The following is a 16,659-nucleotide window of genomic DNA, read 5'->3' as shown; positions in this document are numbered from 1 at the left end:
CACGTTCAACGCGTGACGTTCAACGTTTGCAGCGCCGTTCGCTGTCCATTGTCCATTGTCCATTGTCCATACTGGCCCGGCTGTCCTTTGCCGTGCTCCTGCTCGCAACGACCGGCTGCACCCTGGCCAAGGTCGACGTCAACGTGGTGAGCGAGCGGACCTCGCTGGAAAACCAGGTACTGGGGACCTACAACGCACTCTCCGAGGACGTGCTCCTTGTGGCGTCGGTGCGCGGGGTATCGCCGACGGGCAAGGTGGAAACGCCTCCCAAGCATTCGCCGGAACAGCAGGAAGCGGCCCAGGCGCTGGAGAATATCGCGTTCCACGCCGACGATGTCGAGGCCCTGAAACGCCTGGGCTGGGTGGGGGAAAACCTGGAGGGGACACTGACCAGCTTTAGCCGCGAGGTTCCCGAAAAGGCACCGGCCGACTTGAAGGCTTTCGCCGGGCGCTTCGGCGAGGGCGAGTTCCGCCAGGTGGTCAATGAAGTGAACCGCTCCCGTGAAATCCTGATGCTGAGGGTAGTGCAGACCAACGAGAACTTCACCGCCAAGGACCTCCCCGCCATCCGCAAGGTCTTCGCGCGGGTGAACCGTCAGAACAGCGCCCCCGGCACCAAGGTGCAGGAGGACGACGGGAAATGGGTAACCCGATGAACGCCGCGACCAGGAAGATCACCCTGTTGCTGGCCCTCGCCGCGCTCCTGACCGGGACGGCTCAGGCGGTGCCGCTGGGGGAGGAACTGCTGGCCCCGGCCGCCCCGCGCCCGGCCCCGCGCTCGCGCCCGGAGGTGGCGCCGATGCCGGCGGTCTACACACCGCAGTCGGTGCTCTACGTTGCCCGCTCACGGGACGGCAGGTGGATCGCCACGGTGGAGAAGGGTGACGCAGGATACGAGCTCTGGCTGCACCCCGCCGGCAACGTTGCCGAACTGCCGCGCCTGCTGACCAAGGGGCCGGTGCGCATCTCCGCTCCCGCCTTCGACGCCACCGGGACCAGGCTCGCCTACGCCGACGAGCGCGACGACCTGAAGGGGGACATCTGGCTCGTCGACCTGGCCAAGCCGGGCGCCGAACCGCGCCGGCTGACGGGCAACGATGCCGGCGAGGACGCTCCGGGGTTCGCCCCCGACGGCAGTGCCATTTACTATCAGCGTCAGCTCCCCGGCGCCGAGCACCGCGACTTGGTGCGCCTGGAGCTTGCCACCGGCAAAGGGGAGACGCTTCCCATCGCCATCGCCGCCGCCTTTGCGGCAGTATCCCCTGACGGCAACCGGATCGCCTTCGTCTCCCGCGACAAGGATCCCGGCGGCGACCTCTGGCTTTGGGAGAAGGGAGGGCGCCTGACCCAGTTGACCGCCGGCGCCGAGCGCGATCTCTACCCGGTCTGGCAGGATGCCGACACCCTCCTCTTCACCCGGTTCGCGCCCCCGGCTGGGGATACGGCCAACGGGCCGGACGGGGGCGCCGTGTTCCGGCTGCAGCTCAAGCGCGACGGGAGCCACGGTTTCCCGGCCGCTTTCCCGCTTACTTCTGGACTTCTTTCCACCGCGGCCCCGATCCCGGCCGGAGAGCGTGTGCTCTTCGTGGCGGGTGCGGCGGCGGGGGGGCAGGTGCTGTCTCTGCCGGCTTCGGGCGAGATCCCGGAACAGGCGGACGCCGCCGCCCAGTGGCAGGTCGCCCGGGTGATCCTGGAGCGCCAGCCGGCGGACCCGGCCACCGCGCGGCTTGCTTGCCTGCGCGTGCTGGCGCGGGAAGACGCGCCGACCCGGGAAGGGGCGCTGGCGTCGCTGGCCCTGGCCAGGCTCATGGAGCAGGCCGGCGAGCGGAGCCAAGCCGAAGATCGCTACGCCGAGGCCGCCCTTCGCTATGCCGCCTTCCCGGAAGCGGCCCTGGCCGACATCGCCCAGCTACGCCTGGAAGCCGCCAGCCGCAGCGAAGAGGTGGTGGTCGCGGGACGACGCAAGAGTGTCATCGCCGATGCTCAGGAAAATATGTTGCGCGCGGCGAAGGGGAAGGGAGCGGACGCTACGGCGCGGGCCCTGGTGGACGGCGCTCGGCTCGAGGCCGAGTACGGCTCCGGCGCCGAGGACCAGTTGGCCGCCATCGCCCGCTTCGAAAAGGCGCTGGCCGAGGCTGCCGCCGCTCCTGACATCCTGGCCGAGGCTGCCTACCGCCGTGCGCGGCTGCTGGCCCGCATCGAGGGGGGAGAGGGGGCGGTTGCGGCCCTGGTCGAGGTGGCCAAGAAGTACGACCGGCAGGAACAGTGGGCCGAGGCGGCCATCGCCGAGATCCTGGACCAGCTGACGGCGAAAAACGCCGACGCGCGGGAGCGCCTGGCGGCCCTGGCCGAGCAGTACCGCACCACTCTGCCGCGCCTCGCCATGGGCGCCTGGAACCGGGTCGGCGACCTGGCCTACCGCGGCGGCGACTGGGTCCGCGCCAAGGACGCCTATCGCACCGTGCTGGAGCAGTTCCCCGCCATTGCCACACCGACCGCCGCGGCCCGCTTCGCGCTGGCCGAAATCCTCTACCGCGAGGAGCGCTACGGCGAGGCGACGGCGCTCTACGAGAAGGAAATGGGGGAGCATCCCGAAGATGCGCCGCTGTACCAGCTCGCCCGCGCCGCCTACCTGAGAAAGAGCCTCGCCGCGGGCGAGAGCCTGTACCGCCTGGGCGAGGTCTCCGCCGCCCGTGCCGCCTTCCTGGACCTGATCCGCTACGAGGGGAGGAGTCTCGAGGCCCATCGCGGCTACATCAAGTCCGTCGCCGCCCAAGGTCAGGCCCCGGAACTGTTGGCCTTGTACCAGAAGATGCTGCAGTCCTACCCGGACGACCCGGTGCTCCTGTACGGTGCCGGTCTCTGCTACACCTACCTCCCCGGAAAGGATGCCCTCAAGGAGGGGGATCGTTTGATCGCGCGGGCCGCCGAGCGGCTGCCGGGTTCAGAGTATCCCTTCCAGACCCGCGGCTACATCGCCGAGGTGCTGGAAACGGTGCACGGCGAACAGGGGGGGCTGGAGCGGGCACTCAACCTCTACCGCCGCGCCAAGCTCTTGAACCATCCCCAGGAAAACCCGGAAAACAGCGCCAACCTCTCGCTTAACATCGGCAACATCGCCTACCTGTTGGGGCGTAACGCCACCGCCTGGAGTTTTTACAGCCAGCGCCTGGCCGCCAAGGTTCCCTTTGACAACGTCGATACCGAACTCCTCTTCGAGCAGCGCTACGGCGCGGTCGCCTTCCAGGTAGGGGAGAAGCAGGCCGCCATCGACGGCTACGGGCGGGCGCTCAAGCTCGCCGAGTCGCGCCTCGAGCCGGCGCGCTCTCTGGAGCAGTTCGGTCGCCTGACCCGCCGCGTCAACGAGCGCATCTTCGCTGGACAGAAGCTATCGGCCCAGCAGGAGCAGCGGCTCTCGGAACAGCAAGCAATTAACGCGGATTTGGAACTGCTCGGGGCGGACCGGGTGGAGGCACCTCCCGCACCGGGGTGGCAGAAGTTCGACGCCGCCCTCAGGGCTCTCTTGGTGCGGCAGCGCAAGCTGGTTGCTGCGGCCTGTGCCGGGGTGGCGCAGGGGGACAAGTTCCTCCTGGAGCTGAACGGGATGGCGAGCGCAGTGGAGCGCGAGCAGGACAACGTGCCCCGCCTGGTGGAGACCACTGCGGAGCTGCACGATCGGCTCGGCCTCGCCAATTTCGATGCCGAGCGCTTCCAGCCGGCCCTGCCCCATTTCGACCAGGCCTACCGGCTGAACCGGGCGCTTGGGCGTCACGCCAACTTGGCCGCCAATCGCCGCTCTGCGAGCATCGCCGCCTATCGCCAGGCCGAGACCGCCTCAGGTGCGGAGAAGAAGAGGCTCCTGTTGCTGTCGCGGGACGGCTTCACCGATGTGCTGTCGCTTTTGGACCAGTACCCACCCGAGAAGAAGAGCGCCCCCAAGCGCGGCGGCGGGTTGATCAACGTGTCCGCCAACGTCGCCCTCAACAAGGGGGGCGCCACTGAGGCCGCGTACGGTTTCTCGGCTGAGCAGGAGCGGCGCCTGGCGCAGAGCTACCTGGCGCGCATCGCCACCGACCTGGGCGACAACGCGGCAGCCGAAAAGCTGTTCAAGGAGCTGCTCGGGCGCTACCCGGAACGGGTGGAGCAGGTGGCCGAGGGGGACCTCTTCGGGGTGGGGCTGTTGAGCCATCGGGCCGCGCAGCTCGCCTACGCGCGTGGCGACCGTGCCGCTGCGGCCGCCGGTTTCAGGAAGGCGACCGCCGTCGCGCTCAAGAACGGCAACGCCGTAGGTGCCATGTTGAACTTGGTCAACTGGGGCATGCTGTTGCCGGGGGATGCCGCGCCTGGCGAGGTGGCGGAGTTCCTGGAGTCGCAGGCGGCCTGCTCGGCGCTGGCCGACTCCTACCGCGACGCACTCCCCCCTGATGCCGTGGCCCGCTACGGCAACGACGCCGGCGCCATCCTGGCTCGCCTTGCCTCCGGGCGTGCCGACGATGTTACCAGGCAAGCCTTGCTGTACCGGGCGGTGGCCGTCTGGGACCGGGTGCTACCCTCGCCTCCCCCTCCCTTGACGGGAGGGGGCAGGGGGGTGGGTGACCTCGCCAAGGGCACGGACTTGCCTAGTGGCACCTTCCCCCACCCCCAACCCCCTCCCGCAAGGGGAGGGGGAGAGGTCAACCGTGAGGCCTCGCATGCGCGCCTAGCGGCGCGCCTGAACCGGGCGGCGACGCTTGCCGCACTAGGGCTGTCCGAGGCGGCCCAGGCCGGCTACACTGCGGCGCTCGCCGAGGCCCGCGCCGCCGGCAACGACGCCATGGTCTGGCGCGCGCAGGCGGCACTGGGCGACTACGACGCGGCACTCAAGGTGCTGGACCGGCTCCCCCCCACCGACTACGACCTGCGTCTCGGCGAGCTTACCGAGCGCTTCTCCCCGCGCATCGAGGCGGTGACCGCCAAGGACCCGGAGCAGGGCTTCGCGCTGGTGGAGCGCATCTCCGAGCTGGAGCGGGTGCAGATCCTGGGGCGAAGCCTCCTCGGGGTCGACGATGACGCGACGGTGGACCTGCTGCGCAAGGCCGCGCCGCACCTGGCCGAGCTGGACCGGGTGCGCGCCGCGCTCACCAAGGCTGCGCCGGAAGACGCCGCTTACCTGAAGCTGCGCGCGCAGCAGGAGGAGACAGTTCTGGACGCCCTCCTGGGCAAGAAACTGGAACTGCTTCCCCCGTACTATGCCGTCGCCGGCCCCGGCGCGCTTCGCCTGGCCGCCTCGTCGGCCGCGCTCTCGGCGGGCAACGCGAATGAGCGAGAGCGCTTCGCCGCGCTCCTCACCTCCTTCCGCAAGGAGTGCTCTTCCGGGAAGGGGGGCAAGCTGTGCCAGGCCCTGACGCCGCAGCCTGCCGAGGCGATCGACGTCATGGAACGTCTCCCGGGACGTCCCGTGCTGCGCCTGGTCGCGCTCCCCGGTGACCGCTTCCTCGTCTTCACCTTCGGCGCCAAGGACGGTGTCCGCGCCGAAACCCTGCTGCGCACGGCGGTTCCGTCCCGGCTGAACGACCCAGCCCAGGTCGCCATCTACGAGCGCCCCGAGCAGTTCGCCTCGGCGCAACCCCTCAGCTGGGGGGTGAGCGCGAGCCAGTTGCTGAAGAGCGTGGAGGGGCGCCGCCCGCTGCGGTCCCAGGTGCTGGATCCGGCAGGGCTGTGGCCGGCACAGTCGCCGTTCGCGAAGCTCCCGGCGGACTCACGGCTCGGCCGCCTCCCCGACGCCCACACCCTGGCGCTTCCGGCCGCCGTTGGGCTCCTCCCTGCGGCTCCCAACCGTCCCGGTGCCGGCGGCGCTTACAGCGCCGCCTGGGAGGACGCTGCCGGCGTGCGTCACGACCTGGTGCAGCTTGCCGACGGCGACTCGGTGTCGCTCCTGCTGGCCCCCAAGGGGGGGACGGGGCAGGCGTGGTACCTGGGGCAGTTGGCCTCCCTCATCGGGGTGCCCAGCGTCCTTCTCGCCGACCGCTTCGCCGACCTCACCCCCTTCGTCAAGAGCTACGCCGACCGTTCCCTCGCCCAGGCGCGGCGGGAGCTCCCAGGTGACTGGCTCTTGATCGGCGACTGGGGCGGCGACGCCGCCGAGAGCGCCAAGCTCGCCAAGAAGCTCTTCAACGATTACGTAAAGAAGGCCGTGCAGTCCCACAACGACGGGCGCTATGCCCAGGCCTTGGCCCTCTTCGACAACGCCCTGGTGGTCGCCGAGGCGACGCCGGAGCTGGCCAAGAACCGCGCCGCACTGCACCGCCACGCCCGGGAGAGCGCCTTCGGCGCCGGCTTCACCGAGCGCGCCGTGAGCCATGCCGACAGCTTGGTGCAGCGGCTGGCCAAGGAGAAACCGTACTCCGCCGAGCACGCCGACGCCCTGTTGCGGCTCGGGCTGCTGCAGGGACGCCTGGAGCACTTCAAGGAGGCGACCGCCGCGCTCAAGGAGGGGATCTCAATCTTCGCCGACCTGGGCCTCGCCAAGGACCAGGCCGCCGCCCTCTCCGATTTCGGGGTAGTCATGGAGAACGCGGTCGATTACCCCGCCGCACGCTCGCTCTTCGAGGAGGCGGCCGGGCTGCGCGCCCAGTTGAAGGACGAGCTGAACCTGGCCGACCAGTATAGAAATCTCGGCCGCATCTTCGACCTGCGCCTGAACCAGTTCGCAGTTGCCGAAAGCTACTACCGGAAAGCCCAGGACCTCTACGCGAAGAACGGCAACGCTGCCCTCGAGGCCGAGACCATCCTGGAGCGCGGCCGCTGCCAGCGCCTCTTGGGAAACTTCCCTGCCGCCGATACCCTCTACCGCGAGGCGCTCGCCAAGGTGGGGAACACGGAACTGAAGACCCGGATGAGAATCGTCCTGGAGCAGGGGAACAACGCCTGGTTCCAGGGGCGCTACCAGGAGGCCTTCGACCTGCGCGAGCAGGTGGAAAAGGCGGCGCTCAAGGAAAACTGGGCGCTGGAACAAGTGATGGCCAAGAACACCGGCGGCTTGATCTGGTGGACCCTGGGTGACAACAGGCGCGCCCTGGTGGAACTGAGGCAGGCCCTGGACCTGGCCGGCAAACTGGAGGTGCGCCGCGACGAAAGCGCCACCACGCTGAACAACATCGGTCTGGTGCGGCGCGAGTCGGGCGACTACCAGGGGGCGCTGGAGAGCCTCGGGCAGGCGCTCGCCATCGACCGCGCCCTCGGCTCGCGCTGGGCGATCGCCTACGACCTGAGAAACCTCGGCCAGACCCGGCTCAAGATGGGGGACCCGGCGGGAGCGCTGAAGCTTCTCACCGAGGCAGCGGGACTGGCCGACGCCATCGGCGATAAGGTGAACCAGGCGAAGATCCACCTGGCGCTGGGGGACGCACGGGCCCGCAGTAACCAGGGTGGACCGGCGGCGGAAAGTTACGGCAAGGCGCTGGAGCTCGCCGACGCCATGCTGCTCAGGGAAGTGCGCTGGCGCGCCCTGCTCGGTCTCGCTCGCCTGAAAGAGCAGGCCGGGGACCGCGACGGTGCCGTCGTTTCCTACGGGCAGGCGCTGGAGACCGTGGAGGGGCTGCGCGCCGAGATCAAGCTGGACCAGTTGAAAGACGGCTTCCTCGCCGACAAGATGGACGTTTACCAGGGGCTGGTGGGGCTCCTGGTAGAGCTTGGCCGTAATGACGAGGCCTTCGCCGTCGCCGAGCGCTCCCGCGCCAGGAACCTGATCGACATCCTGGGGCGGCAGCGCCTCTCGCTCGCCGGCGGCCCCGACCAGGACCTCTACGACCGCCAAGGGCGGCTCAGGGAGCAGATCCAGGAACAGGAACAGCTCGCGCTACAGGCGGCAAACCCCGCAGAGCGCGCCATGTACGCGGCCGCACTGGACAAGCTGCGCGGGGAGTACCAGGATCTCCTGCTTGACATCGAAAGGCGCCGCCCCGAGCTCCTCTCACTGGTCAAGGTGACCCCGGTCACCGTGGCCGAGGTGGAGAAGCTGCTGGAGCCGGGGGTGACCCTCTTGTCCTACTACCAGCTCCCGGACCGGCTCCTGTGCTGGCGCCTGGAGCGGCAGGGCTCGCGGCTCTTCGTCCTCAAGGCTCCCGCGCGCGAGGTCGCCGAAAAGATCGCCACCTACCGGCGCATGCTGCAGAACCTGGAGCCGCTGGAACAGAACTCACGCGAGCTGTACCGGCTGCTGCTGTCCGAGCCGCTCGCCGGCGTGCCCGAGGGGCAGACGGTCGGCATCGTGCCGCACGGCAGCCTGCACTACCTCTCCTTCGCCACCCTCTACGACGGCAGGGATTACCTGGTGGACCGGCATACCCTGTTCCACCTCCCCGCCGCCTCGGTGTACCGGCACACCCTGGCCCGGCGCCAGGCCGGCAAGAACCTGCGCATCCTGGCCATCGGCAACCCGGACCTCGGCAACGCCTCCCTCGATCTACCCTTCGCCGAGAAGGAGGCCGGGACGCTGCGCTGGAACTACAGCGACGTGACCACACTGACCCGGGAGCGGGCCACCGAGAGCTGGGTGCGTGATAACATCGCCAAGTTCGGTATCATTCATCTCGCCTCGCACGGCGAGTTCGACACCGTCAATCCTCTCTTTTCCTCTATCCGCCTCGCCAAGGACGGCAAAAACGACGGCCGACTGCAGGCCGAGGAGGTATTCGGGCTGGACATCAAGGCTGACCTGGTCGTTCTTTCCGCCTGCCAGACCGGACTGGGTGACGTGAAAAGCGGCGACGACGTGATCGGCATGAACCGTGCCTTCCTCTTCGCCGGGACTCATGCCCTGGTCTCCAGTCTCTGGCGCGTCTCCGACGTCTCGAGCGCCATACTGATGAAGCAGTTCTACCGGGACTACAGCCGCAGCGACAAGGCCCAGGCGCTGAGGCTCGCCATGCTGCACGTGAGAAAACGCTACCCGCACCCCGGCTACTGGGGGGCGTTCGTATTGACCGGTGACTACAAGTAAACTCGACAGCACGGCCGGAGCGATCCGGCCGACTTACGGAGGTGAAACCATGAACAAGAGAGCTTTGGGCGGCGCGCTGCTGCTTCTGGTCCTGTGCGCGGGCCAGGCGCTTGGCGCCGAGAAACGGTGGGTGGTGAGCGAGGGGACCACCCTCAAGAAGGAACAGTCGGTGAGTGCCGCAAACGTGGCCGACCTGCCGGTGGGCGCAGAGCTGACCCTCGTGGAAGGGGAGGGGCGCTGGCTCAAGGTACAGACCGCCGACGGCAAGGAGGGATGGGTCTACGCGGGGCGCGTTTCCGACACCCAGCCGGTCGCCGAGGTGGGCGGGGGTGACGGCCTTTTGGGAGACAGCATGCAGAAGAGCCAGATCAACACGGCCAAGGCGGACAGCGCCCGCAGCGTGCGCGGCCTCTCCCCGGAGACCGCCGCTTACGCCAAGCAGCACGGCACCCCGGAGGCCCTGAAGAAGGAGCTGGACAAGATCCTGGCGCGCAAGGTTTCCAACAACGAGGTCAAGGCCTTCCTCAAGGAAGGCAAAATCGGCGAGTACGCCCAATAAGGAGGGAGCCATGAACAAACTACGTCTTTTACCGCTGGTCGCGCTCTCCTGCCTGGTCGCCGCTCAGGCCCACGCCGGATGGCAGGATACCATCAACAACATGATGAAGCCTGATTCCAAGGAAGGGAAAATCTTCTCCGGCGCCACACAGGTGCTTTCTTCCTCGCAGGAGATGACCTACCAGACCGAGTGCACCGTGGGCGAGAGCCTCGCCCTCGACAGCATGCAGCGCTTCGGCAAGCCGGTCCAGAACGAGGCGCTGCAGAAGTACGTGAACCTGGTGGGCAACGCGGTGGCGAGGAACAGCCAGCGCTCCACCATTCCATATCGCTTCGTGGTGCTGGACAGCCCGGTGCAGAATGCCTTCGCCGCTCCCGGCGGCATCGTATTCATCAGCCGCGGCCTCCTCAACGTGCTGGACAACGAGGCCGAGCTCGCCGCGGTGCTGGCGCACGAGGTGGGGCACGTAGCCGGGAAACACGCGCTGAAAAGCATCCGGCGCGCCCAGTTCCTGCAGGGGGCCAGCGCCATCACCGCCGCCACCATGAAGGGGAGCAAGGGGCAGCAGTTCGAATCCATGGTCGGCGACCTGCAGAACACCCTGTTCGACAAGGGGCTCGACCAGGGGATGGAGTACGAGGCGGACCAGGCGGCACTGGAAACCACCTATCGCACCGGCTACGACCCCGGCGCCATGGTGAGCGTGCTGCAAAAGCTCAAGAAACAGGAGGCGACCGCGGCGAAGACCGGGTCCTGGTTCTCGACCCATCCGCCGTTAGACGAGCGCATCGCCAGGCTCTCAGCCCAGCTCGCCAAGTACCCGGCGGCAGGGTCGGCGAAGCTCCCCGCCCGTTTTGCCAAATACGTGAAGCCGGCGAAAAGCGGCAAAGCATCCAAGTGACGGTAAGGCAGTTATAGGCCCGGATGTTAGGGTGTCAACTGTCATCGGCATGGCAAGGGCAGGCTCAAAAAGCCTGCCCTTGCTTTTTGTGCACTTTCTTCTTTCTGATACATGGGTACAATTGCCTAGTCCATGGTAAAATTAATTGCACTTTGTTAGCTGCTTGTCATATATTTGCTTACTACTTTGCGCGACAAAGAGTGAAAGCCGCGTGGGCAATGACAGTTGCCAGGGTGCGGCCGGCGTCGATAGCCCCCACAGAAGCTGTGCCGAACCTAAAGGAGTGGATGCTGAGAGCAGCGCTGATACTGATACTGATGCTGTGCCTGGCCGGTTGCCAAAGCCCCGTTCAGCACCAGACGGGGCCCCCCCTGCCCCTGCGCCTGGCCTATTCCACCCAGCACGACTGCGCGCTGGTCCACATCGCCATCGTCCGCGGATTCCTGCGGGACGAGGGGCTGAACATCGAGGCGCACGCCGTCGGCTACGGCAAGGAGGCTCTGCAGGCGGTGCTGGAAGGGAAGGCGGACCTGGCCACCGTCGCCCAGGCCCCGGTCACCTTTGCTGCCCTGCAGGGGGAGCGGCTTTCCCTGTTGGCAAGCATCTTCACCTCGAACAACAATCACGCCATCGTCGCCGACCGTAACAGCGGCGTCCTCCGCCCCGGCGACTTGAAGGGGCGGCGCGTCGGGTTCACGCCGGGAACCACCACCCAAATGTTCCTTTCCTCCTTCCTTGTCGCCAACGGCATGAGCATCGAGGATGTCGTTCCGGTCCCCTTGACGCCGGAACTGATGCAGGGCTCCCTCCTCTCCGGCGGGGTCGACGCGGTCTCCACCTGGAGCCCTAACGAGAAGATCATCGCTAGGAGCCTTGCCGGTAGAGGTGTCATCTTCGAGGACCCGTACATCTATACCGAGACCTTCGTCATCGCCGGGAAGACCACGTACGTGGCAAGCAATCAGGAGGCGGCGCGGCGGCTTTTGCGCGCCCTGGTGCACGCCGAGGAATTCGCTTCCGCCCACCCCGAAGAGGCCCAGGCCATCGTGGCCTCCATCTCCAAACTTCCCCCGCCGGTGCTTGCGGAGTGCTGGGGCGAGAGCGCGCGCAAGGTGACCCTCGACCATGCGTTGTTGATAGCGTTGGAGGATGAGACGCGCTGGGCCGGCAGGCTGCGCCTGGTGCACGAGGCTGGCATGCCCAACTATTTGCACTACATCGACCCGCGTCCGCTCTTGTCGGTGAAGCCCGAAGCGGTCGAACAGCAGGTGCTGACAAGTGACCTTCGCCCGTAGACTCAGGATAATCTCGCTGCTCTCCTTCACTCTGCTGGTGATCGTGACGGCACTATTGGCCTGGTCCTTCAGGGAATTGTCCGTCGCCGAGCGCAACCACGTCATGGCGGACCAGATCCAGTCCACCGTGTTCCACCGGGTCACCATGCGCGACGAGTATTTTCTCTTCGGGCTGGAACGGGCCAGGGAACAGTGGTTCGCGCTCAACGATGCGGCCACGCATCTGCTGGCGCAGGGGCTGCCACAGGCCGATGACCATTCCGCCACGCAGATCCTGGAGCGGAGCCGGCTCTACCTGGCCGATTCGGTGCAAATATCGAAGCGCCTGGTGGAACAGATGCGGCGGGTCCCTGTCGCCGACCCGGCGGTTGCTCATCACGACGAGTTCGCCAGCCGGCTCTACAGTCAGATCATGCTCAGGGACTCGGCCCTGCAGCGGGAGGCGGTGCTCCTGCAGAAAGTAGCCCGGGACCGTTTCGAGCGCGCTGGCGAGCGGATGATCTATCTCACCCTGCTGCTCGTCATCCTGATGGCGCTGGGTACCATCATCAATGCCGCCTTCCTGACCGGGGTGTTGCGCCGGCGCATGGCCACCATCAAGCGGGACGCCGATGTCATCGCTGCCGGGGACCTGAGCCGCGGCATCGAGGTCGAGGGGAACGATGAACTGGCGGAACTGGCGCGGGTCTTCAACAGCGTGACCCACAAGATCCGCGACTACACCCAGGCCCTGCACGACAGTGAAAAGCGCTACCGCATGCAGTTGCAGGAGCTGGCCAACATCTACACCCACACTCCCGTGGGACTGTTCGTCGTGGACCGCGAGCTGCGCTACCTGCGTCTCAACGAGCACCTGGCGCAACTCAACGGCAAGAGCATCTGCGAGCACGTGGGGCGCCGCATTGACGAGGTGCTGCCGCCGGGGGTGGCTGCCCGCATCGAGGAGCTATGGCGCCCCGTCCTGGAGCGGGGAGAGTGCGTCCTCAATGTCGAAGTGCAGGGGGAGCTTGATCCGACCGACCCGGTGCTGCACCACTGGCTGGCAAGCTACCAGCCGCTCATCTCGGAGGCAGGGGAGGTGAGCGGGGTCATGGGGGTGGTGCTGGACATCACCGAGCGCAAGCGGACGGAGGAGATGCTGGCAGGCGTGCGCCAGCACCTCGAGGAGGAGGTGCAGCAGAGAACGGCCAAGCTGCAGCTCATCAACGAGCACCTGACCCAGGAGATCGAGATCCGCAAGAAGGTGGAGGTCGAGCTTTTGAGGCAGCAGCAGAAGCTGCAGGACATGGCACTCGATCTCGCCATGGCGGAGGAGCGGGAGCGGGACCGGATCGCCAGCGAGCTGCACGACCAGGTGGGTCAGCGGCTCATCCTGGCCAAGATCAAGCTGGATGCCCTGGCCAGCAGCGTCCCCGACGGCGAATGCGAATCCGAGGCCGAGGTGGTTGGGGGGCTGGTCCAGCAGACCATACAGGACATCAGGTCGCTCACCTTCCAGCTCCGCCCGCCACTGCTGGCCAGTGCGGGCCTGGAAGCGGCGCTGCGCTGGCTCGGGGAGGAGCTGAGCGCGGACTTCGGCCTACAAACTGAATTCCGCGACGACGGCAAGGACAAGACCCTGCCCTACGAGATCCGCTCCACCGTCTTCCAGGCGGTGCGCGAACTCATGCTGAACGTGGTCAAGCACGCCGGGACCCAGCGCTGCCGGGTAGCGCTGTCCCGGAGCGAGGACGATTTCCTGGTCATCGGGGTGGAAGATGACGGCGTCGGATTAGGTCGGGAACATGATGCGGCGGAGAGCCGAAGCGGCAGCGGTGGCTTCGGGCTCGCCAACGTCAGGCAGAAGATACAGCATCTGGGCGGGAGTTTTAGCGTCACCAACAAGGCAGCGGGCGGGACCGTGGCCACCATCAAGGTGCCGCTGCGGGCCTAGGGACATAAAGGGGGGGGAGATGAAGATGAAGATTTTGATCGCCGACGACCACGCCATCGTGCGCCAGGGGCTGCGCGCGTTGATCGACAAGGAAGACGACATGATGGTGAGCGCCGAGGCCGGGACCGGAGCGGAGGCTATCCGGTTGACCCGCGACGAGCGCCCCGACATCATCGTGATGGACATCTCCATGCCAGACACTAACGGCATTGACGCCACCCGCAGCATCACCGCCGCATTCCCCGAGGTGAAGGTGCTTGCCCTGTCCATGGAATCGGACCGCCGCTTCGTGGTCGAAGTGCTGAAGGCGGGGGCCAACGGTTACGTGCTGAAGGATGCGGCTTTTTCCGAACTCGCCACCGCCATCCGCGCCGTCGCCGCTGGAGAAACCTACCTCCCCTCGCGGGTCACCACCCTCCTGATCAAGGAATACCTGCAGCGCATCCCCGAGGACGTCCCCGCGACCTACGAGAACCTTTCCACGCGGGAAAGGGAGATCCTACAACTGATCGCCAACGGCTCCAACGCCAAGGAGATCGCTTTCGCCTTCGGCGTCAGCGTGAAAACCGTGGAAAATCAGCGCCACAGCATCATGAAAAAGCTTGACCTGTTCAGCATCGCGGAGTTGACCAAGTACGCGGTGCGCCAGGGGTTGACCTCTTTGAAGTGATCGTGCCCCGCTCCGACGGCGTGTGATATGCCGTAGCGGTGGTTGCCGATTCACCTATTTATTTGCATGGCGCTTCACCGCATACTGGCGTCGGTCTGAACACGTAGACCCGCCAGGAGTAGGAGATGCCCACGAAAACTCGACCGGAGGAGACCCTGGACTCCGCCCCGGCTGATGAACCTGCAAAGCTCCGCGAATTCGCTGATAATCAAGCGGAAGAGGCGGCTGGCGGCCCCGATGCCGCGGCCGGTGAGTCCGTCGACTGTTGCTGCCGCACCCACCCGCTGGTGCCGGCATTTTCCCTCTGCCTGCTGAGGAAACGTTCCTGCCCTTACGCCATGTCGTTCGGCCACCAGTACCTGTGCCGGCACCCCGAGCACGTCAAATTCCTGGTACCTCTCCCCAAGCACAAAAAGTAATTTCCTCTCCCCTGTATTAGCCCCGCGTTCCCCGTCACCATTCGCTTGACACAAAAGCGCCGCACTATAAACTTGTCGAGTTACAAATTAGTAAAATTTAATAATATCTATACATCCCCTGTCAGCCGTCGAGTCGATCGCCAGCAGAGCGACCGCAGCCACCATGCAGTCCGCACCCTCCCGCACAAAAGAACGCTCAGGAGGTACATCATGAAAGCGAGCACGAAAGACCAAGCTAAAGGGAAAATGCATGAGTTGAAAGGACAGGTCAAAGAATCGGCTGGAAAGACCACCCGTAACGTTTCCATGGAGCAGCAAGGCAGGGGGGAAAAAATTACCGGCAAAGTGGAGAAAAACGTCGGTAAGGCGGAGAAAAAACTGGAGAAATAGTGCCGCACCTGGCCTGCCACCGGGTGGAAACAACGCTGCGGAGGGTGCCTTCGCGGGACGTTTCCGGATGGTGGTGGCTGCGGTCGCTCTGCTGGTGATCGCGGCGCTAGTTTGAATTGCAGCGGACAGCGGGTCCAAGAGGAGGTGCTTCATGCCCCTGGTACATGTTTTACTGGTTCTCATCGTGGTCGGGGTTTTGCTGTGGTTGGTCAACACCTACATCCCCATGGCGGGATCGATCAAGTCGATACTCAACGCGGTCGTAGTCATCGTGGTGGTGCTCTGGCTTTTGAACGTCTTCGGACTCATGGACAACCTGACGAAGCTCAGAGTTGGGAAGTGAAACAGGCAACGGGGGAGAGCCGGCAGGTAATGGAAGGCTCCCAAAGGAGGCAGAGATGCTTTGGACCATCGTAGTGATTCTTCTGATACTGTGGCTGCTGGGACTGGTGACCAGCTACACCCTGGGCGGGTTTATCCACCTGCTGCTGGTCATTGCCATCATCATCGTTATACTGAACCTGATACAGGGACGCAGGCCTCTATAGCCAGGGGGCCGCGGGCAAAGAGAGTCGGGGCCGTTCGCCCCGGCTCGAATGAAACCAAGGGGGGGATACAAAGTGAAATCAGTTTTGACCGTGTTAGCAGTTCTTGTCGCTTTGCCGGCCTTTGCTGCCGGTCCGGCCCCGGACGGGACGCCCCAGGTGACGGATGCCGTCCCCGCTTCCCCGGGGTACGTCATGAAGAGGCCGATGGGGCGCCAGGCGATGCGCTCCCCCCAGCAGATGCTGATGATGGCCTACCACAGAAACATCGCCAACTTCGGTCATCTCCTTTACGCCGCGGCGCAGGACGGTGCCACGGTACCGACGCAACTGGCGCGGGTGGCGGTGGCCGAAATGAGGCGCAGCGTCGAGGAGATGGAGAAGTACCGGGCCTCCCTGATCGGCGAGGTGCCGCCCGAGCGGCAACACATGATGGACGAACACCTGGTGCAGGTGAAGACCCACCTGAGGGACCTGGAACAGTTGGTGCGGCAGGACCGCATCGACTCCGACCAGGTGAGGCGGCATGTCGAGCCGATGCTCGCCGGTTGCGGCGCCCCGGGTTGCAATCCCGGCAGGGGGGCACGGCGTGGTGGATACCGCGGCCCCGGCGGGCACGGCATGATGATGGAAAGCATGCTGCAGAAGGTGAAGGGGCAGGATGAGGAACTGGCGGTGCTGGTGCGCGATATGGAACAGGCGCCGAGGGATAAGAAGCTGGACTTGGTCTCCGAGATCGTGGCCAGGATGGTGCGCCAGCGGGCCGAGATGACCGACGAGATGGAGAGAAACCACCACGAGATGATGCACCGGTTCGGGCCGATGCAGCAGCAAGAGATGGACGAGGATGACTCCGACGACGATCGCGGCATGAACGACGACGATGACGACGATGATTGACCGGTGACGGCGCGGCGCGTGCCGTAGCTGGTGGCAACAGCAACAGGCCGGCGCTTCGGGATAATGA

General features: G+C 66.0%; 12 protein-coding genes. All 12 read left to right on the top strand.

Annotation, left to right across the window (positions count from 1 at the left end):
* Nucleotides 1-62: 62 nt before the first annotated feature.
* Nucleotides 63-656, top strand: a complete 594-nt coding sequence (locus JFN90_RS18590; RefSeq protein ID WP_236019067.1) for a DUF1318 domain-containing protein — start codon at nucleotides 63-65, stop codon at nucleotides 654-656.
* Entirely contained in the window at nucleotides 641-8,980 is an 8,340-nt protein-coding gene (locus tag JFN90_RS18585; protein ID WP_199396613.1) for a CHAT domain-containing protein, read from the top strand. Before JFN90_RS18590 ends, JFN90_RS18585 begins: the two co-directional genes overlap by 16 nt.
* 49 nt (nucleotides 8,981-9,029) lie before the next feature.
* Complete coding sequence (locus JFN90_RS18580) at nucleotides 9,030-9,539, top strand: SH3 domain-containing protein (protein ID WP_199396612.1); 510 nt, start codon at nucleotides 9,030-9,032, stop codon at nucleotides 9,537-9,539.
* 10 nt (nucleotides 9,540-9,549) lie between these two features.
* Complete coding sequence (locus tag JFN90_RS18575) at nucleotides 9,550-10,440, top strand: M48 family metalloprotease (RefSeq protein WP_199396611.1); 891 nt, start codon at nucleotides 9,550-9,552, stop codon at nucleotides 10,438-10,440.
* Between the two features lie 287 nt (nucleotides 10,441-10,727).
* Nucleotides 10,728-11,735, top strand: coding sequence for an ABC transporter substrate-binding protein (locus tag JFN90_RS18570; protein WP_199396610.1), 1,008 nt, complete (start codon nucleotides 10,728-10,730; stop codon nucleotides 11,733-11,735).
* Nucleotides 11,719-13,668 (top strand): sensor histidine kinase, encoded by a 1,950-nt coding sequence (locus tag JFN90_RS18565; protein WP_199396609.1) that lies wholly within the window; start codon nucleotides 11,719-11,721, stop codon nucleotides 13,666-13,668. Before JFN90_RS18570 ends, JFN90_RS18565 begins: the two co-directional genes overlap by 17 nt.
* 19 nt (nucleotides 13,669-13,687) lie before the next feature.
* Nucleotides 13,688-14,338 (top strand): response regulator transcription factor, encoded by a 651-nt coding sequence (locus JFN90_RS18560; RefSeq protein ID WP_199396608.1) that lies wholly within the window; start codon nucleotides 13,688-13,690, stop codon nucleotides 14,336-14,338.
* Between the two features lie 125 nt (nucleotides 14,339-14,463).
* Nucleotides 14,464-14,757 carry a hypothetical protein gene (locus JFN90_RS18555; protein ID WP_199396607.1) on the top strand — a complete coding sequence of 98 codons (294 nt, stop codon included), beginning with the start codon at nucleotides 14,464-14,466 and terminating at the stop codon, nucleotides 14,755-14,757.
* Nucleotides 14,758-14,967: 210 nt separating this feature from the next.
* Complete coding sequence (locus tag JFN90_RS18550) at nucleotides 14,968-15,147, top strand: CsbD family protein (protein ID WP_199396606.1); 180 nt, start codon at nucleotides 14,968-14,970, stop codon at nucleotides 15,145-15,147.
* Nucleotides 15,148-15,298: 151 nt separating this feature from the next.
* Nucleotides 15,299-15,490, top strand: a complete 192-nt coding sequence (locus tag JFN90_RS18545; RefSeq protein ID WP_199396605.1) for a Thivi_2564 family membrane protein — start codon at nucleotides 15,299-15,301, stop codon at nucleotides 15,488-15,490.
* Between the two features lie 55 nt (nucleotides 15,491-15,545).
* Nucleotides 15,546-15,695 (top strand): lmo0937 family membrane protein, encoded by a 150-nt coding sequence (locus JFN90_RS18540; RefSeq protein WP_199396604.1) that lies wholly within the window; start codon nucleotides 15,546-15,548, stop codon nucleotides 15,693-15,695.
* Between the two features lie 72 nt (nucleotides 15,696-15,767).
* Nucleotides 15,768-16,592 (top strand): hypothetical protein, encoded by an 825-nt coding sequence (locus tag JFN90_RS22450; RefSeq protein ID WP_199396603.1) that lies wholly within the window; start codon nucleotides 15,768-15,770, stop codon nucleotides 16,590-16,592.
* Nucleotides 16,593-16,659: the final 67 nt, after the last annotated feature.

Source organism: Geomonas propionica, from assembly GCF_016458235.1.
GTDB classification, from domain to species: domain Bacteria; phylum Desulfobacterota; class Desulfuromonadia; order Geobacterales; family Geobacteraceae; genus Geomonas; species Geomonas propionica.
This window is presented reverse-complemented; position numbering and strand designations above follow the sequence as displayed.